Origin of the sequence: Lacticaseibacillus daqingensis (assembly GCF_003946115.1) — a bacterium.
GTDB lineage: Bacteria > Bacillota > Bacilli > Lactobacillales > Lactobacillaceae > Lacticaseibacillus > Lacticaseibacillus daqingensis.
This window is the reverse complement of sequence record NZ_RHOH01000001.1, coordinates 236,888-258,909: the sequence shown is the minus strand read 5'-3', so window position 1 is coordinate 258,909 and position 22,022 is coordinate 236,888. Positions and strand designations below refer to the sequence as shown.

Below are 22,022 nucleotides of genomic sequence, written 5' to 3'. Positions count from 1 at the left end.
GCGTGCCGTGATTCGCCAACTTCAGTTCCCCATATGATGAGACCCGCGAATTTTCCTCAAAGCTGCGCGGCCCGAGCCAAATCGCGTGGCGAACCGATTTTCAAGGAAACCGGTACACGGCCAATGCAAAAATTGGCGCGACGGATGCCCCAAAGCGCTCACCCACACAGTTTGCTGCACGCGGCGCGAATTTTGACCCGCGTCCGATGCAAAAATATGTCGTGTGCCTTTTTCCCTGAAACTTGGCAAGTCGCGTGCCGTGGGGTCCACTTCGCCAGTCGCACGCAAATTCAGACGGCCCACCCCCAGACCTGCGAATATGCTTCGATTACCCCCGCAGGCCAAACTCCCGCCAGTAAAAAACACCTAGACCAGTCTCGGCCTAGGTGCAATCAAACATTTGCGTTACTTAGAGACGATCAGTCCTCACGCCGGCGCCGCTGGTGGATCAGGCCACCCATCAGCCCGGTCAGCAGCAGCCCGAATGCGGCCAAGCCAGTGTTGGCTTGCGCGCCGGTTTGCGGCAGCGTGCCCTGCGCGGTGGCGGCTGCAGCGTGCTGTTCGGTGGTTGCCGGCGTCGTTTCCGCCGGGGTCTGGGCTTGCTTTTGCGCCAGGAGCTGGGTTGCCAGCACCTGATTGCGCTTGGCCTGACCCGCGGTGTAACCGGCTGTGAAGCCGTTCAGGTACGCATCGGGTTCACCCGCCAGGGACGGCAGCTTCGCCCCGGTTTCCCCGTAGCGCTGGCCAGCTTTCTGGCCGGCCGTGTAGGCGGCCAGGACGGACGCGCGGCTCGCAAAGGTCGGCGTGTCCGCGCTGATCGGTGCAGGGGTGGCCAAGCGCTCGATGGTGTAGGTCTTGGTCGTTTCGTTGCCCAACTGATCCACCACGGTCACGGTGATGACGTTTTGGCCCAGTTGCAGCGGCACAGTCGTGGTGGTTTGGACGGCGCCAAACGCGTTGACGCCGGTGTCACCGACGCTTTCGCCGGTCTGCTGGCGCTTCAGCAGATCGCCGTTCACGGTCAGGGTGAAGCCATCACTGTTATCATTGGCGTTGGCGTCCACCTGCATGTGGTCGGCGTAAGTGGCCGCCGGCAGGGTGCCGTCCGCGGTCCCCACGACCAGATTTGGCACATCCAGCGTTGGCGCCTCGGTGTCCGTGGAGAAGACCAGCGCGTTACGGTAAACTTGCACTTCACCGGTCGTGCCATCCGCGTTAAGTTGTTGAAGGACCAGCGCGTAACCGTACGCTTGGTTGTCGTTCGGCGCTACGTTGACGGTGTAGGCAAAATTGCCATCAGCATCAAGCGTCACGCGGTTGGCCGGGTCCGCTTCACTGGTGGAGTTGCCCAGGATGTACAGCCCCGCACTTTGGTAGTCGCCGTATACCGCGGAGGTGCCGCTGGTGGCGACGTGGCCCGTGATGGTGTACGTCCCAGCATCCGCATCATAGGCACTGTTGTTGGCCGCCTCTGCCAGGTTGATCTCCTGACCCAGTCCGGCGTTATCAAACGTCAGCACGTCTTGCTCCGGCATGGTGAACTCGCTGCCCATGTAGCCTTGGCTGAGTGCCTGCGCGTGCTCGGCGTCGATCAGGTGGCCTTGGCCTTCGCGATCATTGGCGATCGCGTAGTCCAGAGTTTGTAGCCACTCGCCCTTGTAGTGGGACTCTTCGTAGCCCGCATCGCTGTAGAACAGGAAGAGGGAGGCCTGGTTCGGATCGGTGAGGATGTCCTTGAGGGCCTGGTAGTCCGTGGTTGGCGAAATGGTCGTCGCGTTGGTCATATCGGCCAGTGCATCCCCTGCTTCACCAGGCACCACGAAGGCCGCATCCGTCAGCGATTGCTTGTAGACGCCTGCCTGGCTGGTCGGGGTAATCCCGTAGCCGAGGTAGAGCCCGCCGCCAAAACTAAAGCTTGCCGCGGCGGCATCGTTGACATCGTCCACGGTGAACAGGTAATCGCCATTGGCGTCCGGCGTCCCTTGGAACACCGCGCCGGTCAGGATATCACGCACAAAGTACTGCGTGCCCGCCGGTCCGGAGACCTTGGCCTTGAGCACCGCGGTGCCGGAGTCATCCGTGAAGGTCACAATGGCCCCGAAGGCATCGGTGGTCAGGCCCATGCCGTCCAGCGAAGCCGCCTGCATCTCGGCCGGGCTGCCTGCGTTGGTGTAGAAGTGGAAGGTTGGGGTGGCGGTGGCGTCTGGGGTGACTGTCCCGCCTTGCCCCAGCCCCGTTGCCACCTGCGCGGTCGCGGCGTTGCCCACCGCATCATGCAGCGTGAGCGTCAAGGTGCCGTCGCCAGTAGTCAGCGCCGCCTGTTGTGCGCTGGTCAGCGTGGTGGTGAAGTGCCCCGTTGCCGCCGTGGCACCCAGGTTGACGCCGGTGTCGCCACTGGCAGTAGTCAGCGTGACCTGCGTGTTGGCGGTAAAGCCGATCCCGTCGTCCGCAAAGTCGAAACTGAGCGCGCCACTCGCGGCGTCAAAGGCCACGTTGGTCACCGTTGGCGCCACCGTGTCCACGGTGATCGGCAGGGTGAGCGTTTGCGTCTTGTTTTCCCCCGCGTAGTTCAGCACGCCGGTCAGCTGGTAGTAGTACTGGCCGTCCGGGGCCGTGACGAACGTGCCGGTGGCAGGGTCGTAAAGCGTCCCGTCCCAAGTCAGCGCGTCTTTGTGGCCCATGATGCTGGCGCTGACGCGGAGGTCTGATGGGTCGTTGTTCTCCCCGTAGGCGCTGAGGCCGCCGCCTTCGATGTTGGTTTCCTGGTCCAGGACCCGCACCGCGTTACCATCGGCGTCCAGGATCGTGGCGGTGATCGCCGCCAGGTTTTGCGTTGTGTAAACTACCGGTGCGGCGCTGTCGTTTTCGCTGTCGCCGTTCGGTGAAATGGCGGCCTTCGTGGCGTCCACGGCGGCAACCACCCCTTGAACGGCCGCGGCATCGTCATCCCCGTTGGCAAAGTTCGTGTTCCCGTTTTGAGCCAAAATGGCGAGCGCATCGCTGGCGCTCCCGATCCCGAGCGGCAACTGGTTGTTGGCCTGCAGGTAGTTGGTCAGCCCGCGGCCGCTGTTGTCGAAGACCTGCTCATGCGTCAGGTCGCCGTAGAAGCCGAGGTACGGCACATGGATCGTGCCGACCACGCCGTTTGCGTCCGCGTCATCGGTGAAGGTCAGGAACCCTTCCACCGCCTGATCCGCGGCCACCGTGGCGTCAAAGTGCAGGGTGAAGGTCACATCCTGGCTTTCGCCGGCCTTGACCGTCACAGACTGCGGCCCATCGATGGTCGCACCGGCCACGGCTTCTTCGTGGCTGGTCCCGGAACCGACCAGGCGCCCGTCCGCGTCTTTGTCAAAGACGTTGGTGAGCACGGCCCCTGGGTCCACCGTGTAGGTGACATCCGTCGTCCCGAAGTTTTCCAAGTGAACGGTCATCTGCGCGCCATCGGTGATGTTGTACAACGACAGTGAGCCAGTGCCGTTCGGTTCGCCGTCCTGCGTGCCCTGTGCCGTCACGGTGTGGGTCATCGCGTTTTGCACCTGCAGCGAGCCGGCGCCTTGCCGCCGTGGTGACAGCGGCGTCCCTGGCGCGGTCGGCTCCTCGTTGAGCATCGTGCTGTTCATCAAGAGCAGCTTGACGGTGCGCACTAGGTCGCCGCCAGTCACGTCCGGGTACTTCTCGTGCATGTACTGCATCAACAGTGCGGCCGCCCCGGCCGTGTAAGGCGTGGCCATTGAGGTCCCCTGCATGATCTGGTACTTGTCCTCATACTGGGTGGACTTGATGTTGCTCCCTGGCGCCGTGATATCCGGCTTCAGGGTAAAGTCTGACAGTGGGCCCACCGAGCTGAACTGCGCCATCGCGCGGTTGAAGCTCTGCAGGTACGTCATCAGGTCAAACGTATCTTCCGCCGCGACCGTCATGGCGTCCGGGGCCGTGGCCGGGTTCGAGATCGTCGTGTAGTTCTCCGGTGCGTAGTCCTTGCCGCCGGCGCTGCCGACATTGGCGCGACTGTCCGAGTTCGAGGCCGCCACCGCGACGAACACCCCGTGCGCGACCGCGTAGGCGATCGCCTGTTCTGTCGGGTTGTTGTCGTTTTGGTTGATGTAGGTGCTGCCGATCGACATGTTGATGACATCGGCCCCAAGCGCGACCGCGTCATAGATCGCCCGGGCAATCGTGTCGTTTTGCTGCGAAGCGGCGTCATCGATGACGCGCATGGCGAGGATCTGCGCTTCCGGGGCGACCCCGACCGTGTAGCGGTTGGCGCCAGACTCGGATTCCGCCAGAATGGCCGCGACCTCGTCATTGCTCAACCCCGTCAGGCTGGCGATGTCCGGCTGCGCCTTCCCGGTTGGTTCCCCGTTGGCCGCGATGATCCCGGCCACATGCATCCCGTGGTCCTCACCCGAGCTGTAGTAGTTTTCGTCCGAATTGCTGGCGTAGTTGTAGGCGAACGGAATCTTCTCGTTCACGTACGTGCCGTACCCGTTTTCGGCAATAAAGTCCTGGGCGGCTTGAACGTTTTCCTGCGCCGCTGCGCTGTCGGGATCCGTCAGCCGCAGATCCTTTTGCGGCTCCAACCCACCATCGATGACCGCGACCACAATACCTTCACCGTTGAGTCCAGCCTGGAACGCCTGCAGTGCCCCGCCGTCAAACAGGGAATCGGCGTCGACCGGCGGCTCGGCGCCATTGTAGTAATCGCTGTCAAGCATCGTGCCGAGCCCGCTGAAAACCTGATCAGTTTGCCACTGATCGATGGCGTGGTTCGCAATGAGAATGGAGAACTCGCCGTACTTGAAGTCGCCGCTCTTTACATAGTCTTCCTGCTGCGCGTAGTAGTCCGTCACGATCGCGTCCAGCGTCTCAGTGGTCGGATCGATCCCGCGATAAACCAGCAGCTGCGTCAGGTAGTCATACAGGTGGTTCACCACTGGCGACGGGGTGGCCGGCGTCGTTGTCCCGCCCGCTTGGGTCCGTCCCATCGGTCTCAGGGGTGGTGGCTGCCGCGTCGTCTACCGGGGTAGCGGTGCCTGAATCGGCGTCTGTGTCTGTCTCAGCGTCTGCGTCTGGATCGGTGTCAGTGTCAGTCGCCGCATCCGCGTTTGGCACTTCAGTCGGGGCCGTCGCGTCATCTACCTCAGTCGCCGGCGTCTCAGCCGGCGCTGGTGTTTCGGCCGGGGTCGCTTCAGTCGCTGCCGGTGCTTCGCTGGTGTCTGTTGACGTGGCTGTCGTTGCGCCCGATGCCGGAGTCACCGCGGTCGTTGCGGTGACATCTGCCGAAGCCGTCTCGGCTGCAGAAACGGTTGCCTGCGGGCCAGCCGCGATGCCGGCCGCAAGCCCAAATGTCGCGATCCCCATGAAGGCCCAGTGTTTGCCCGCCTTAAACATCTTGTAGTGTAATTTTGACTCTGTTGTTGCACCCATTGCCCGTTTCCTCATTTTATCACCACTTAATATTAGTTTTTGATGTGAACTAATCACACCAATTACACATAATATAGCGATAATTTCTTAATCTTTCAACAATAATTTTAATATTAGCCAGAAATGTCTTGTCACGGTTTCAACGCCGGGTTCAAGCGCCACTCAAAAAGGCGCTGACCCAGCCGTATTTTTCACGTCTGTGCCAGCACCTTTGAACGAATGATCACTCGTAATCTCAGGACTTGTTATGCTTCACGCTTGCGCTTCTTCCCAACCATGAACAGCGCACTCATTGATGCGGTCAATAAGCCCAGCGCCGTCAGGGCTTCGTTAGCCGCATCGCCGGTCTGTGGCAGTTGCGCCTTGCCCGGCGTCTGAGACTTATCCGTCGTTGTCGAGTTACCGGTGGCCACTGCAGGCGTAGTGGGCTGAGTCGACACCGTAGCAGGCTTTGGGTCGGCTGTATAAATCACAGTGAAGGCCTTCACGTGGGATGTTGCCGTCAGGCCATCCAGCGCTGCGACCTCTTCCGTGTTAGGTGTAAACCCTTTGATCACAGGGCTCTTCACTGCCTCAAACCCATCGACAGCCGGCGTCCAGTCGCCGTACGTGACCACGCCAGTCGTAAGGTCAACCGTACCTGGGCGCGTAAAGGTCAGCGATGCGGTCGCGTCCGGGGCAGCTGGGGTGCCGTCCGCGTAGACATAGTGGATAACTTCCGTGATGGTTCGCGTTAGATAATCCTTGCCCGACTGGTCCGGCCACTTTGGCCCATCCGTATCATCTGGATCAACCGGTTCCCCTGGCAAACCTGGATCGGATGGCGTCACAGTCTTGGTGCCATGACTGAGGTTAACTGTAAACGTCTGCGCCTTAGCGCCAAACGTAATGTTGTCCGGGACGTTCTCGTCTTCCTCAACAAAACCGTTCGCCACAAGGGCGGCAACGGTGGTCGCCGTTGGGTCTGCCACGGTCTGATCGACATGGCCGATCAGCTTCTGAGTCGTCAAGTCCTTGCCCGTGGTGACATCGCGGTACACGATGGTCACTTGAGCCTCGTTGGCCGTATAGGTGACGGTCACCGTTGAATCCTCGGTTTCTGGCGTCACAGTTGCACTGTCAACCTTCGCCGTGTCTGGCGTGTAGCCCGTCACTTCAGGACTGTCCACTGCCTTGAAGGTGTCGGAGGCAGGCGTCCAGTCGGTGTATGTCCGACTTTCGGTCACATCATCGGTAACCCCGGTGCGCGTGAACGTCACGTGCTGCGTCTCGGTTTCCGGTGCCTCAGCTGGACCATCCACAACGTAGGTGATGGTGCGGGTGACCGTTTGGGTCAGCTTGTCATCGTTGCTTGGAATTTCCGTTGTTTTGTGCTTCAGGTGAATAATCACGTTATCTGAGTCGTCAACTGCGATGGTGATGGTGCCCTTGACCGGCTGATCGGCGTTGATCAGCTCGTATTTAACCGGGATCTGACCGGTCACATCGTAGTCCACCGCGCGATCAACCTTGCCCGGTACGCTGACGGGCTGACCAACTTGTGCACCATCCTGATCATCATCGACAAAGATGATTTGCGCACTGTCATCATTGGCTGTATAGGTGACGGTCACCTTTGAATCCTTGGTCTCTGGCGTCACTGTCACACCTTCAACCTTCTTCGTGTCTGGCGTGTAACCCGTCACTTCAGGGCTGTCCACCGGTACAAAGGTATCGGAAGCAGGCGTCCAATCGGTGTACGTCCGGTCGCCGGTCACGCGGTCGGTATTGCCGGTGCGCTTGAAGGGGACAACCTGGTTCTCCCCTTCCGGTGCCTTAGCTGGACCATCCACAACATAGGTGATGGTGCGGGTAACCGTGCGGGTCAGCTCGTCATCATTGCTTGGGATTGAATCGCTGCCATGACTGAAGTTAACTGTAAACGTCTGCGCCTTAGGACTAAACGTAATGGTGCCCGGGACGTTCTCGTCTTCCTCAACAAAACCGTTTGCCACAAGGGCGGCAACGGTTATCGCTGTTGGGTCCGCCACGTTCTGATCGACATGCCCGATCAACTTCTGAGTCGTCAAGTCCTCGCCCGTGGTGACATCGTGGTACACGATGGTCACCTGGGCCTCGTTGGCCGTGTAGGTGACGGTAACCTTTGAATCCTCGGTTTCGGGCGTTACCGGTTCATCGCCAATGGTTGCCTGATCCGGCGTGTAGCCCGTCACTTCAGGGCTGTCCACCGATTTAAAGGTGTCGGAGGCAGGCGTCCAGTCGGTGTACGTCCGGTCGCCGGTCACGCGGTCGGTATTGCCGGTGCGCTTGAAGGTGACAACCTGCTTCTTCCCTTCCGGTGCCTTAGCTGAACCATCCACAACATAGTCAATGGTGCGGGTGACTGTTTGAGTCAGCTCGTCATCGTCGCTCGGGATTGCGTCGCTACCATGACTGAAGTTAACTGTAAACGTCTGCGCCTTAGGACTAAACGTAATGGTGCCCGGGACGTTCTCGTCTTCCTCAACAAAGCCGTTCGCCACAAAGGCGGCAACGGTGGTCGCCGTTGGGTCCGCCACGGTCTGATCGACATGCCCGATCAGCTTTTGAATCGTCAAGTCCTTGCCCGTGGTGACGTCGTGGTACACGATGGTCGCCTGGGCCTCGTTGGCCGTGTAGGTGATGGTCACCGCTGAATCCTCGGTGTCTGGCGTCACCGTTGCACTGTCAACCTTCTTCGTGTCTGGCGTGTAGCCCGTCACTTCAGGGCTGTCCACCGGTTTAAAGGTGTCAGCGGCAGGCGTCCAATCGGTGTACGACGGGCGTTGCGTCACATCATCGGTAACCCCGGTACGTGTGAACGTCACAGTCTGCGTCTTCGTTGCCGGTGCCTCAGCTGGACCATCCACAACGTAGGTGATGGTGCGGGTAACCGTTTGGGTCAACTCGTCATCGTTGCTTGGAATTGCCGTTGTTTTGTGCTTGAAGTGCACAACGTACTGCTTATCTGGAGAAAAGCTAGTCTTTTGGTCAAAATCCTGTGAGACAAACTCATAGCCGGAGTTCTCCAAATTCGCCTTCTCTTGGTCGACTTCGTCCAGATGCTCAACCGCTTCACCTTGTCGCCAGGTAATACTCTTGGATGTCCCGATTTCCGCACCGTTGGCATCGTCATCGACAAACTTGACCGTCGCGGAGTAGGCCTTTTTCATCCAGATAACCAAAGGATCCTGGTTCTGGTTGCTGACGAGCTGTTGCTCGTTGCCATTAGGATCCTCCGGGACGTAGCCACGCTGGGCCAAATCCGCGATTGTCGCCGTATAATCGTCGGTCTGCCGAACAGTAATGGTATCCCCCAACTTCCCGCGGATATCGCGTTCAGCCAGCGGTGCGGCATCTTGATCATCAATGTCCTTGTACGCCACATGGACGGTGCCCACCGCATTATAAGTAAACTGCTCTAACGAAAAGCCCTGTTTGGAGTGTGCTTCCCCCGTTGAGCCCGCGACAAAGAAGGACACCAGGTTATCCGCCGGAATGTAGTCTTTGATATCCTCTTGCCAGGTCTTAGTATCCGCCGGCGTATCATATAAGTGCCAAATATCCTTCTGTGCCGGTTTGGTCAACGTCACCGTCAGCATATGAGTTGCGGCGTCATAGTGCACGTGAAGCTGGGTGTAACTTGAATCAATTTCCTGTGCCGAGTTTTCGTCCGTCTCAATCGTAATGCCATTAGCGCCCGTGTTCACAAACGCCCCGAACTTATCGCCTTTGCCGGTTGGGTCGCTACCGAAGTACTGGACCTTTTCCTTGCCAACCATGGTGGTGTCATTGGCGTTCTCACCACCATTAGCGTTCACATACGTGTCGGCTTTCCAACCAAACGAGTTCGGCAACTGAGCAAACCCAAGCGAACCGCCATCGCGGCCCACCTGATCCGTGTTCCCAGTGTGGAAGCCGACGGACACACCGTCCCCATCTCCGATTGCAATGGTCGCCGTCATGTCAAAATCGTAGCTCAAGTCAATCTGCGTGTTGAGCGTCAAGTTCCCAGACTGATTCTTCTTGTCTGGGGTCAGCACCACGTCACCCGTCGTTGAGTTGATTCCCCCACCGGAGCCTTGATCATTAGTGTTGTACTGGAAGTTATTCGCAACGTCATCCCCGGTCAATGTGACCACGGTACTCTGATCATCATATGACTGAGACGCGGCTGGGGCTACCCATCAGCCTGCGCTGTGGCTGATGCAACGCTCCCAGACTGCTCTGGTAGCGGTGTTGACTCGCCAGAATCATTGTCATTGCTGGTCGGCGTCAGCGATTCTTCAGTAGTTGCCTCGCCCTGCGTCTGTGATGCTTCTTCGTTGGTCTGCTGATCCGCCTCAATAGTTGTTGGTTCAGCCGCTAGTGTATCGTCATCAGCACCTGGGTCGACCTGAGTGCTTGGCGCAACCGTGTTAGTCACTTGCGCCGAAGCTGCAGCGACATTTTGCCCATTAAGCGTTGCAACGCCGGCACCTAAGCCCAGCGCAGCAATACCCGCAACTAGCCATTGCTTACCAGCTTTATACATTTTATAGTGCACTTTGCTCGTTTGTTGCATTTGAAATCCCCCCGATTTCCTCATCAACATATTGTTCGTTCACGCCGTTCGCCCAAAATTGTTAATGGAATAACATAAGTATTCAGGCAATATAACGAAACTAATTACAATCTAATCTTATTACAATAATTGTCAACCCCAATTTTAGATTGCCCGTCCGTTTAGAAAACCCACGCGTCTATACGATGAAGTCGCGATAATTTCAATCGACTCAGCCTATTCCCAGTCGGTATAAAGCGCTTGCATTTTTTGACGGGGACATCAGCCATCTACCCCGCTTCATGTCCGGCAAAGAAACATAACAAACAGCGCATGTTTAGTCACACCCGGCAGTGCCTTAATCCAAAAAACGTCAGTCAATTGACGACCACTCCGGCCTCTCAAGTGCTTCGCCTGGTTGAAGAACAATTCGCCCGAGCACAAGGTCGCACGTCTGCGATAGCCACCATCTTTTATGACACCCGCTAAACCATCGCACGATCTCATCGCCTTGCTGTTTGCCCCGAGCATGCCACAGGGAGAAAACGTCAACTGCAATCCGACACTGAGACAACGAGAGGCATTCGGTCCGCAGGTCAGCTACGCGCCGAAGCCAATTCAAAAGCCTGCGAGCACGCACCTCCGTGAGCGACCACAGGCTTCGTTTCTCTCATCAGATCCGTCAAACTACCGCCGCCCCGGCTCAGTTGAACCCGATGCGTGGCACCGTCTGGCGCTTCGGCGCGGCGGTCGCAAAGTCCGCAGCCGTCAGCTGCTGCAGCTCGGCATCTGTCGGCGCGGTTGGAAGTGCGGCCAAGCGCTGACTCTGACGAAACAGCGCCTGCTCCAGCACATTGCGCACCGTTCGCCCGTTGCCGAAGCTACGCGGGTCGGCCTGCTTCAAGGCCGTCAGCTGGGTTTGCAACAGGGGCCGGGCGGCGGGGGCCAGCTGCAGGTGCCTCTCGGCCAGCTGGCGATCGGCGATGCGCATGAGGTCCGCGATCGCGTAATCGGGGAACTCGACGTGCGCGGCGATGCGGCTACGCAGTCCTGGGTTGGTGTCCAGAAACTTCGTCATCTCGGCTGGGTAGCCGGCAAAAATCACCAGCACGTCCGCGCGGTGATTCTCCATCTCCTGCACAATGGTGGCGATGGCCTCTTCCCCGTAGCCCTGCGACTCGGCGATGGCGTAGGCCTCATCGATGAACAGCACAGACCCGGCGGCGCGGGCGAACAGCTGCTTGACCTTCGGCGCCGTTTGCCCGACATACATGCCGATCACGTCGCTGGCCCCCACCTCGATCAGCTCCCCGACCCGCAGGATCTGGTTATCCCGGAGGATCCGCGCGATCAGGCGAGCCACGGTGGTTTTCGCCGTTCCCGGATTGCCGGTGAACACCATGTGCATGCTTGACTGGCGCTCAACCAGGTGCCGCTCGTGCCGTAGCCGATTGATGGCAAAGTTGGCGATGATGCGGTGCACCATGTCCTTGACCGGCGTCAGCCCGATCAGCGCGTCCAGTTCGACGCCGGCATCCCCCGTGGCCTGCCCCGCCGACTCGGCGTTTGGGGCGGCTGGTGCCAGCAGTGGCGCGTACGCCGGGTACTGCTGCGCCAGCTGGGTATGCATCCGCCACTGCGCGTACGCGCGCATCAGCGCCGCGTGCCCCACCGGATACTGCAGGCCCGCCAGCGCTTCCGTCAGCTCAGCATCAGGCGTCAGCCCGTCCAGGTGGGCCTGCTTGGCGACGTAGGCCGTGGCCTCGGCCGAAGTCAGCGGTGGATTCGTGATGCCCGCGAACACCACACCCGGCATCGCCTGGCGCAACACGCTTAGCGTGCTGCGGCTGTTCATCGGCACTTTGAAAACCACCAGCACGCGTGCCTGGTACTCCGCCACCAGCTGCGCGAGCTGTTCAAGCGCCGGCGTGACCGCCACCAGCGGTTGACTGAGTTCGATCACCAGCGTCCCCCCGCTGGCGGCCATGAACCGCTCGCGCCAATCCGTGGCGGTAAAACTCGTCAGGCTGACCCCTTCCAGCAGCAGGTAACGCCGCGACTGAAGCCAGCCCTGCGCGTATTTGGCCGCCAGCAGTGGTTCGAGCACCGCTTTGAGCATGGTCAGATCCGCCACCTCGATCAGGTAGTCGGCCGGCTGCGCGCTGCCGGGCACGACCGGCGTCTGCGCGATCCGCGCCAGCTCGTCATCCAGTGCCCGCAGATTCAGCGACGTAGCTTTTTGCGCGACCTCGGTTGCCGTCAGCGCAGGGACGATGGCCTCCGAGGAAACAATCGTCTCGAAGGTGTGGAAGGCCAGCGCGTGCGACAGGTTCGTGAGGCCAAACAGCTGCCAGCGATTGTGCATCGACAGCCGGAAGTCCCACCCGGAGTCCTGGTTGTCCAGCAGGCGCCGCATTTCGTTCATGGTCACCTCGGCACCCTTCAGCGCGACCACGGGACTGCCCAACCGGGTGAAGAACTCGCGCACTAGCGCCTGCCAGTCCACCGCTTCAGCGCTCACAAACGCCACGGTACCCGTCGCCTCATCGTTGTCGATGATCGCCAGCGCCCAGTTTGCCGGTGACGCGGCCGCCATTTCCAGCTCGATTTTGGCTGCCTGCTTCCGGAACTGGGTCTTGCTGTGCATGTTCTCGAAGTCGATGTCGCTGGCTGCCGGCAGAGTACCGGGTGCGACGGTTGCGGTGATGTTGTAATAGAACATAATGGACCTCCTCCGCTCATGACGGGCCCCGCGCACGCGCAAGCCCTGGGTAAAATCGCTAACAAACGCGCCGGCGCCCGGCGCAGGTCCCGATTCGTGGCCACTTCAGAATCGGCAGACAACAGGATCGCCCACAGCGGCATTGGCCGTTTCTCGCTGGGGGGTAGTCTAGTTATACTACGGATCCCGATTTGAATATCTAGCGATTTTTTCGAGTCAAAAGTGGCGCTTGCGCGGCAAATAATGCGGCAAGTCTATTGCTGGTGCGGTTTTCAGGCGATTATGAGGGCGGGATTAAATAACAGTAAAAACTATTTTTTTGGTTTACAGGGCGCGGAATAAATAATTTTTCTAAGTTATGCCGATTAACTCGTCTTGATTCAAACCAAAAACCCAGTGATTCACGCCGAAGCGATTGTCACTAGGTCTAAAGGTTGCGAGATATCATAGAAAGCGGTCAAGCGTTCGCCTAGTTCCCAACAGCACATTGAAGGAGCGTCTCAAAGCTGGCCTCACCAATCAGTGGCTTGGTGTTCCTCGAGGAAACATACGCACTCCGATTATTACTGAATCGCCAAACATACGGATCCAGCAGCGATTTAACAGCCACGGCTGCATTGTCATTGATTAGAAGTTGGCGAACTGACGCCGGTAGTGGCGCTTCCTCTTTTCCACTCAATAACGTGAGATAACTCGATAACGTTGCCCGCCAGGTTGGGAGACTGCGCATCGCAAAGATTGGTGCCGTCCCACCCAGTGCCAAATGTCGAAAGATTCGCTCAAGTATGACGTTCAATCCGTAGGTCACTTCCGGAAGCGTCGCCATTGCCTCAGGCGTTAGCTGGACTTCCCCAAATGTTGCACTGCGGTATGGTACAAGGTCTATTTTGCATAGTGGTAATCGATCAAGCACCTTTGGTGTGCCCATCTGCTGTACCTTTTCATGAATCTTCTTTAGATAATGTGTCGTGTAATAGCCTGGCTTCGGTTGCCCAGATTCCGCCGCCAGAGGGTTGGCAGCCCCATTTGACTTAATCAGATGCCATGTCTCTTCATCATATGGCATCTGATCCTCACCAACTGACGCGCGCGGGTTCGCCAGACACAAGAAAAAGTCCGCATTCATCCAATCACCACTCAGACCATCGGGGATCTGCGTAATGGCCGCGTTCGTGATTGCCTTGCGTGGATGAAGACGTCGAAATGCGCTCTGAAAATCAGTCGAAAGCCATCCGAGCGGTTCGTTGATACCATCCTTCGGAAGCTCAAGCGACTTGTTTTTAAACGCCGGGTACTCCTTCCGACGTTTCTCAAAGGAATCGTTCACCGATTCGATACCGGCGCTAGTATAATCCTTCCATGCTGTCCACTCTGCTTTCGACACCTGAATCTGCTTCATTCTCATCATTGATCCCTCTCCTTCGTGTTTTTTCCCCCACTTCAATTTAACACCGTCTCTATGCACTATCTGCACAGATTCACGTCATAACGCTCAGAGGGCCAATCCACCCAACACCTACGCCGCCACTCAAAAAAGCACCGCCGGCAACTTGCACCGGTAGTCCTTTTGACTAACTAGGTTTTAAGTTTTCTCAATCGTTATCGATAAGGGGGTAAATAAATATTCCTTACTGTCCTCGCACCCAACCGCTTCAAAAAACGAATCAACTGCATTCAAAAAGCCCTCGCACCGCCCACTGGATAGTGGCCGCCACGAGGGCTTCGATCCTTATGCGCGCGCTTTGAGCGTGAACTGCTTATCGCGCAGTCGCTTAATGAACGCTTTGTAACGGGTGGTGCCAGCCGGTGCGGTTATCACGACCTTGTAGCGGTTCCCGGGGAGTTCCACGTGGAACACGCCGGTTTCATCCGGCGTGAACGTCCGGGTGCGGCGGCCTCGGCTGACGACGACCTGGGTCGCGCCAGTTGGGACGATCAACGCATAGCGCGTGCGGCCGATGATCAGGCCGCGGATCAGCCAGGCCATCAAGACCAGCAGTACGAGGATCGCCAGCGCCCAGACGTAGAGTTTGAGCTTGTTCCACAGGGTGGCCCGCTCGGAGGCCTGCGCGTCCGCCTTGGTATATGGCACGCGGCGGCCCGTGATCAGCAGGCGCTGGGAGTTGATCATGTACGGAGTGCATGTCATCAACGTCACAAGGTCCTGACCTGGCTCAATGGTGAGCTTAGAAACATCGGAGGGCTCGATTACTTCGCGGCGAAACACCTGGTACGCGAGGGTCTTGTTGCCGATTTTGATGAAGAACTTATTGCCGGTTTTCAGCTCGGGCAAGCGGGTAAAAAGCTCGGCGTTCGGCACGCCGCGGTGGCCAGAGATGACAGCGTGGGTCGACTTGCCGCCGGTCGGGTAGCTGGTGCCATCGAGCAGGCAGGCGCCGAACTGCAGCAGCCAGTCGGAGGTGTGGTCGAACACGGGCAGGCTGACGCCGATCTTGGGGATCGTCAGCTGCGCCACCGTGTCGCCGGCCAACTTCTTCTGGTCGCGCTTAGCATCGGTTTTGGCCGTGCCCTGCGCGTTGACCGCGGCGTTGAAGCTGTTGACGCCAGGGGCAGTATCGGCCGCGGCCAGCGCCTTGTTTTTGGCTTGGTAAGACTGGTACTCCTTCTTCAGCGCAGTCTGGTTCTTCTTGGTCTCGCGCACCTGATAACTGTCGATCACCTGCTGATTCTTGTAGGACACGTAGGCGTCGCTGACGAATGGATACGCCAGCACGCCAAGGCCCGCGATGATCAGCAGCATAATGACAAGATCGATGATGCCAAGCGGCTTTTTTTGTTTTTTCGCCATAAGTCCCTCGTATCAAAAATAGAGACGTCCAGGACGCCTCTATCCAATCAGACAGTGCTTAGATTAGAAACTTGCGCGGCGCTTGTTGTAGGCGACCCCGCCAAGCACGATCAGCGCAGCACCCAGGGCAACGAAGAGCACGATGCCGGCACCACCGGTGTGGGGGAGGATGCCTTCTGGGGTATCGGTAATGGTGGTTTCCTTTGCATCATTGGTTGCAGACTCCGTAGCCTTCTCAGCATCTGCATCTTTGATCTTCGCGTCCTTAAGGTAACCAGCAGGCGCCTTGACTTCTTTTACCGCATAAGTTGCCTTCGTCGCATCCGCAGTCAAGCCAAATGTGTCGTTACCCTGCTTGGACTCTGTGTAAGACGTGAAACCAAAGAGACCTTCGTTATTACTCGTAAACTCTGTCGCATCAGCTTCCTGAACCCACTGAACATTTTGAAGCGTGGTCAGATCAGCTGCATTATCTACCTTAGCATAAAGCTTAGAACCATCAGCAGCAGTGCGAACAATCTTGAAGATAGCGCCTTCAAGTGCGGTGCTCGTCGCAGTCGCATCGACCTTCTTGAACTTAAGCGACAATTTCCCTTTTTCTTCATCAAAGATGTTCTTAGGGAAAATTTTCACGGCATCAGTACCGTTCCCATACGGAAGGGAAACCACAAAGTCTTTGTCAGCGGTAAAACCTTCAGGTGTCTTGGTTTCGGAGAAGACATAAACGGCTGGCTTGCCGCTAGAGTATTGCTTCAAAGCCGTAAATGTTGCCTGCCCGTTCTCATCCGTTGTCTGGGCGCCTTGTGCGGTAACACCGTCACGCAACTGGGAAGCAACCTGGTTGATTGCTTCGGACAGAACGGTCTGGTCCTTAATATCGCCGATCTCAAGGCTTCCGATCTTGTTTGCTGGATCGTTGACGTATTTCCAGTAAGCATCCGTCACATCATAAACAGTGAATTCAGCACCAGCTAATTTTGCAGCGTCGCTATGTGTCGTGTTGTCCTTATCCAGACCCACTTCACCTGATGCCTGCTCTTCTTCTGCGCTCTTGAAACCGTACTTTGTGATAATAACATCTTGCGTTGCGTTCTCATCCGCCGCATTAACGACATTCGCATTGAGTGCCAGTGGCAGTGCCAACAGTGCGGCACCAGCGAAGACCAGTGCTTTTTTCAGAAATGATTTCGTCATAATAGTTTCTCCCTTACTTTCCCCTATGCTTTTTTGGTTTTTACTCTGATCGCGGCAACCAGCCCGATCAGGATGAGGCCCATGATTGAGAGCCAGGCCGCCCATTCCCCACCGGTTTGCGGCAGGTGGCCGATAATGCCTGGTTCGTTCGGTTCGTGCGGTGGTGTCGGCGTCTTGACGTTCACCACGGTGTACGGGCTCGCCTGCCCGCGGGTGTACTCACCGGCGACCACGGCGAATGGGATCGCCTTGGTGCTGCGGTCGTAGCCGGCCGGGGCCTTGACTTCGACCAGCTGGTACGCGCCGGCTTTCAGCCCGGTGATCGCAAAGCGCCCGTCCTTGGCCGAAACCAAAGTGTGGAGCCCAGCGTAGTTTCGCGCCACGTCACCGCGGACGGTTTGCCAATTCCAGCCGTCCTGACCAGCCGTCAGGTACGCGCCGGCCGCGTTGCGGACGACGAAAACCGCGCCTTGCAACTTGGCACTGTGGGCCTTGGCGTCCACCTTGATGAATCGCTTGCCACCGGTGATGACTACCGCCGTATCGGTTTCCGGATCGTCATCCCCGGGATAGATCACGGTGTTGTTGACCAGCGGCACATCCGGCGTGGTGCCGGCCTTGATACGCATCTGGTACGTGACCGTGATGGTCTTGTTGGCAAACGGGATCAGCTTGGCCACATCGAACGCCAGCGAAAAGCTGTTGCTGTCAGACCGCGTCGTGCTGTACAGGCCTTTGGCAGATTGCCCATCCACCTTGACCGTAAGCCCACCGATCCGTTCCAAGTGACGATCGGCGGTATCGGTCAACTTGAAGCTGGTCAACGCGCCGATGTTCGCCGGGACTTTCACGGCGATCTGGTACGGGATCGGTTCACCGTAACCGAAGTTGGTGCGGTTATTCGTGATCGTTTTTTCGATCTCGGAGTAACCGTGGTCCATCTTGTTCTTCGGGAACAAGTCGATGCGCCCAGGCGTCTCGTCCGCCAGATTCCCGGGTAAAACTACCACGAGGTTCTGGCTGGCGGTGATGCCCTCCGGCTGATTCGTTTCCTTGAACAGGTACACCGCGTAGTGCCCGTGCTCCCGTAGCGGCAAGTTGGCAAAGGCGGCCTCACCTTTACCGGCCGTTGTCACCGACCAGGTCTTGGCAGCGGCCTTTTTGACTGCCGCATCAGCGTCATAGCTGTCTTGGGCGATGATTTGCTGCACGGCTTCAACGTCATGCGTTGCGTCAGCGTCAACCCGCTGCCAAAAGTCATCCGTCACATCGTAGGCCGTGAAGGTCACGCCGTTGAGCGGCTTGCCGGCTTCTAGCGCTAGGTCCCGGTGAGTCCCGTCATTGATCACGTTGCTCGGCAGCTCGGTGAACAACAGCTTGTGAAGCACGATCTCCACGTTATCTGGCAACTTCGAGGCAGCATTGACCGTGGTTGGCTGTGTCGTACCTGATAGGCCAATCAGGACCAGCAAGCCAAGTGCGGCACTAAACAGGTGCTTGATGAGTTTAGTCATGATTGCGCACCTCCCGCCGTTCAACGGACACCACTGCGGCCATCACCGCGGCAAACGCCAAGAGCACTAGTGCGAGGCCAAGATGTGACTGCCAGCCGGAGCCACCGGTATGCGGCAACACCACGATTGGGTGGTTCTTCACCTTCAAGGTCAACGTCCGACCGTCTTGGCTCAGTTGGTAATCACTCACCGCCACACCATCAGTTGCGATAGGTTTACCGCCAACCTTGACTGTCGCAGACGTGCCATCGTCAGCCACCTCAATCGTTACTTCCGTTGCATTAGGACGGTAACCGAACGGCGCCTTAGTTTCCTTGACCGTGTAAGTCTCGCCCGCCTGCAATTTGGCCTCAAACGCAACCCCCTTGGGCTGATCGTTCGACGTCACCTTTCCGGCTTTGCCTCCTGGCGGTGTTAGCATGAAGTCAGCGCCTTTCAGGTACTGACCCAGCTCATCAGTTTTCGCAATCCGAAGCGTCAGGCTCGGGAGCGGCTCATCGTACTTCTTTAGCTGCAAGATATTGGGATGCTTATCGGAGACAATCAGTTGATCCTGACGATCCTGTTGATCACCAACCTGACCGAGGTCCGTACCGTCTGCGTTAACTGGCGTGCCATCGGTCCGCTTTCCACGCTCACCAAAGCTCAGCCACTGCCCCTGATCCGTCAGTTGGAACAGGTACGTCTTAGTATCAAGTTGATAGCCTTGCGGTGCACCAGTTTCCTGAATCCCGTAAAAACCAGGTTGAAGTGCTTGGAGGGCCCCGTCTGTCACGCTTGGCGCCTCTGCTTCAGTACTAAAGTTACCATCCGTGTAGTGATGCAGTGTAAACTCAAGCCCGCTCAAATCATCACCAGATAGCTGCTGGTCTGGATCCGTGGACCACTTCTGCATCTCAACGCCATACTGCCGGTTGGTGATCTCAATTTCACCGGGAGCAATGTCAGGCGCCTGCTGGATGTATGTGTCCAGCGACACGTCCGCTGTTTCATCTTGGAGAACCTCATACGTGAAGGCGTTCCCCATCCGATCATACAACGGTTCAGTGAGCGAACCGGCCCATTCACTGTCCTTGGTTAAGGTTAGTGACTCGTCCTTGGTGGTACCTGCCGTTGAAGTGCGCCGAACGGTCACCGTCACTTGTGTTGGTGCCTCTGTATCCTTCAAACCCAGGGACTGCCAGTTTTTATGAACCTTGATGGTCGTAGCGGGTGCCTTCGCGGAAGGAACCCCGAAATCAACCACCGGATCCGTTGTATTAGGCGTCAGTGTCGTCCGCCCGTTCATTTGATACCAAACGCCCGGCGTAACGCCATCTTTTTCGGTGTCAAGTCGAACCTGATAGCTGATCCGGACCCCTTGATCCTTGCCCAAGGTCAAACCCGAAACGGAAACCTGACCGTTATCCTCAAAAACAGTTGGTAACGCATCCGGATGATTATCAGGCGTCAGCCATGTGACAGTTGGATTAGCCGTCTGATCGAACGTGAAGGCATCGCCGATTGGATCGGTGATGGTTCCGCCGCTGACCGTGTCGAAAAATGCCGAGATTATCGACGCCTGTTTCAGAAGATAGTCTTCAACCTCATCCGCTGTGTTGGCAGGCGCATACTGATCTGGGCTAGCTATTTGCCGCATCTTGTCTGCAATTTGCAAAGTAGATAAGTCCGTCTGATCTGACGGACCTTCCAGCTGAATTCCTAAGGCGTGAATCTCGACGCCACCATTTTTGATACTAGTAGCTTCAGCGATTGTACCTGGCCAAGTTTTCTCAGCGTGTTTACCGCCCTTGGTCCCATCCGAGCTACCACTACCTATGGTGCCTCCATCATTGCCATAAGCGTACGTAGGCACACCATCTGTGAGCAGCACCATCATCTTGTTTGCTGAGTTACTGTTATCCAGTGCATTTTTGGCATTACGAAGCGCCTTCTGGGTGAAAGTCCCCCCATTGGCCGATGCGTTTTCAAATTGATTAATGATTATGTCGCCTTGGCTTGCCTCTTTTTCTACGGACACGGTCTCATAGACTGGGTTCCCCCGCCAGTCTGTTTCAGGGTTCCCCCGCCGGTCGGTGGCCTGAACTTGCTCGGTCATTGATGCCGTTGCGCTCTCAGACAGTGCTCTCATTGGAACAGAGAAATTTGTATATTTTCTTCCATCACTGGAGTATGCAATTGCGCCAAGTTGAATCCGATCAAGTTTACCTTTGTACTGATCTTGTACGGCATTAATGAAACTTGTAATACCCTGAACGACTGCATCCCTTCGAGTGACACCACTGTCGTCCATTCCGTCCTTCATACTCCCAGACATATCAACCACAAGTTCGATTGCAACGGATGTTTTATTTTCGACCTGGTTCCCGTAAACATCGAGATTGACGTTATAAAGCCCGTTAGTTCCTTCGACTGGCGTTGCAAACTTACGAATCTTGTAATCCGGGTTAGACGAATCTGCACCAAACTTCAGAAATGTTTCATCCGCAGCCTCGGTGTAAGCCTGCGCGCCTTCGTTCAAAACGGGGTTCGGCTTCTCTTGCCCCCCAGTATGGTTGCGCACCGTGCTGTCGCCTGAGCCTGTAGTCCAATAGTATGTTGGGTACGTCCCATCCTCTTTTTGCTCGTAAGAAACTGGTAACCGACTGCCCACAGTGCCCGCATTGGTCTTCTGGGCAGGTGCAACGAACGCTTGCGCAAATGGCACCAGAATGACCAACATCATCATCAACGATGTCAAACGTTGACGCAGCTTTCCTCTTCGGCGGCGTGCCGTTCGAGTCGCATTACTCTGCATTAACGTTTTCATAAACAACACCTCCTCCTCTTAATTCTCTTGGCTATCTTTATCGTCACCTTTCGGGCCTGATCGAGCCCTTCAGCAGTCTTACAACTAGCAAACTGAATCAACAATGACAGTCAACTGCCTCCTCAATAATCCAGTCATGAAACCAAAAAAGGCTTTCCCCACAACGGGGGAAAGCCAAACTAAGCTACAGCGCTTCCGGTCGCAATACATAATGCGGCCTTATGCTCGCAGTCTTAACGCGTCCCAAAGCCTTCCCCCAAAGGCTCCATAACGTGCTCAATATATCATTTTAAGCAATGGTGCACAATTTCAATTATCGAATTAAAATTTATATATTTATACACAAAACGCATTCGACAACACAAACTTACCGATTGATAACTGAATTCGTTCCGCCCCCCGACTTGTCACGTGTGATAGCAAGATTAAATCGCTCACAATCGTTTGACCCAACAAACAATAGAACTCAATCAGCATTCAAAGGATAAAAATAATTTTATATTGAATGACAATTTGGCCAAAAATACGTATTCTTCTACGGTCGCTAATCACCATATTCGTGCCCATAAAATGACAAAAAAAACAAATTCCATTAATGTTAACGCGACTTTTTGCTTCTATTACGCGCTTTCTTTGGATTTGACTTAGCGATACCACTCTGTCAATCATTGCGCGTCGCACTGTCTACACTCGCCTGTGCCATTTATCACCTCCGCTGATCCATCAGGTTTCAGCCCGACTGAAGCTACTTTGACTGTGTCCAATCATTCCCATTCCAGTTCGCGCATCAACCTCTCCAAGAGACTAACACGGCACTGTCACGAGTTAAATGAGACGCACAATTTACTGAGTAAACCATATCTGTTGATTAAAAATATTTTGGTCAGTTTACGCACCAACGATTTCGTACCACCAAGTTCCTACATAGAAGGATTATGTCACCCAGGCTTCCTTTTGCCGGCCCTTAAGCAATTACCAACACGCGC

At 56.6% G+C, this 22,022-nt stretch carries 10 protein-coding genes; all 10 read right to left on the bottom strand.

The features are described from left to right. Nucleotides 1–419: 419 nt before the first annotated feature. The 10 genes from EKM88_RS01030 to EKM88_RS00985 all read right to left on the bottom strand — a co-directional run bounded on the left by EKM88_RS01030 (nucleotide 420) and on the right by EKM88_RS00985 (nucleotide 21,036). Nucleotides 420–4,985 (bottom strand): S8 family serine peptidase, encoded by a 4,566-nt coding sequence (locus tag EKM88_RS01030; RefSeq protein WP_125702324.1) that lies wholly within the window; start codon nucleotides 4,983–4,985, stop codon nucleotides 420–422. Beyond that, the gene (locus tag EKM88_RS01025) at nucleotides 4,915–5,427 is read right to left on the bottom strand and encodes a KxYKxGKxW signal peptide domain-containing protein (RefSeq protein WP_164511949.1); all 513 of its coding nucleotides are present in this window, start codon (nucleotides 5,425–5,427) and stop codon (nucleotides 4,915–4,917) included. Before EKM88_RS01025 ends, EKM88_RS01030 begins: the two co-directional genes overlap by 71 nt. A gap of 245 nt (nucleotides 5,428–5,672) precedes the next feature. Next, nucleotides 5,673–9,587, bottom strand: a complete 3,915-nt coding sequence (locus tag EKM88_RS01020) for a mucin-binding protein (protein ID WP_125702322.1) — start codon at nucleotides 9,585–9,587, stop codon at nucleotides 5,673–5,675. 38 nt (nucleotides 9,588–9,625) lie between these two features. Beyond that, nucleotides 9,626–10,009 carry a KxYKxGKxW signal peptide domain-containing protein gene (locus EKM88_RS01015; protein ID WP_125702321.1) on the bottom strand — a complete coding sequence of 128 codons (384 nt, stop codon included), beginning with the start codon at nucleotides 10,007–10,009 and terminating at the stop codon, nucleotides 9,626–9,628. A 682-nt stretch (nucleotides 10,010–10,691) separates the two neighbouring features. Beyond that, nucleotides 10,692–12,710 (bottom strand): AAA family ATPase, encoded by a 2,019-nt coding sequence (locus tag EKM88_RS01010; RefSeq protein ID WP_125702320.1) that lies wholly within the window; start codon nucleotides 12,708–12,710, stop codon nucleotides 10,692–10,694. 469 nt (nucleotides 12,711–13,179) lie between these two features. After that, nucleotides 13,180–14,118, bottom strand: a complete 939-nt coding sequence (locus EKM88_RS01005; protein ID WP_125702319.1) for a hypothetical protein — start codon at nucleotides 14,116–14,118, stop codon at nucleotides 13,180–13,182. Nucleotides 14,119–14,439: 321 nt separating this feature from the next. Beyond that, nucleotides 14,440–15,519, bottom strand: coding sequence for a class C sortase (locus tag EKM88_RS01000; protein WP_125702318.1), 1,080 nt, complete (start codon nucleotides 15,517–15,519; stop codon nucleotides 14,440–14,442). A 63-nt stretch (nucleotides 15,520–15,582) separates the two neighbouring features. Next, the gene (locus EKM88_RS00995; protein WP_164511948.1) at nucleotides 15,583–16,713 is read right to left on the bottom strand and encodes a pilin N-terminal domain-containing protein; all 1,131 of its coding nucleotides are present in this window, start codon (nucleotides 16,711–16,713) and stop codon (nucleotides 15,583–15,585) included. A gap of 23 nt (nucleotides 16,714–16,736) precedes the next feature. Continuing rightward, nucleotides 16,737–18,227, bottom strand: coding sequence for a SpaH/EbpB family LPXTG-anchored major pilin (locus tag EKM88_RS00990; protein WP_125702316.1), 1,491 nt, complete (start codon nucleotides 18,225–18,227; stop codon nucleotides 16,737–16,739). Next, the gene (locus tag EKM88_RS00985) at nucleotides 18,220–21,036 is read right to left on the bottom strand and encodes a SpaA isopeptide-forming pilin-related protein (protein ID WP_125702315.1); all 2,817 of its coding nucleotides are present in this window, start codon (nucleotides 21,034–21,036) and stop codon (nucleotides 18,220–18,222) included. The genes EKM88_RS00990 and EKM88_RS00985 overlap by 8 nt, the downstream gene beginning before the upstream one ends. Between the last annotated feature and the right edge of the window lie 986 nt (nucleotides 21,037–22,022).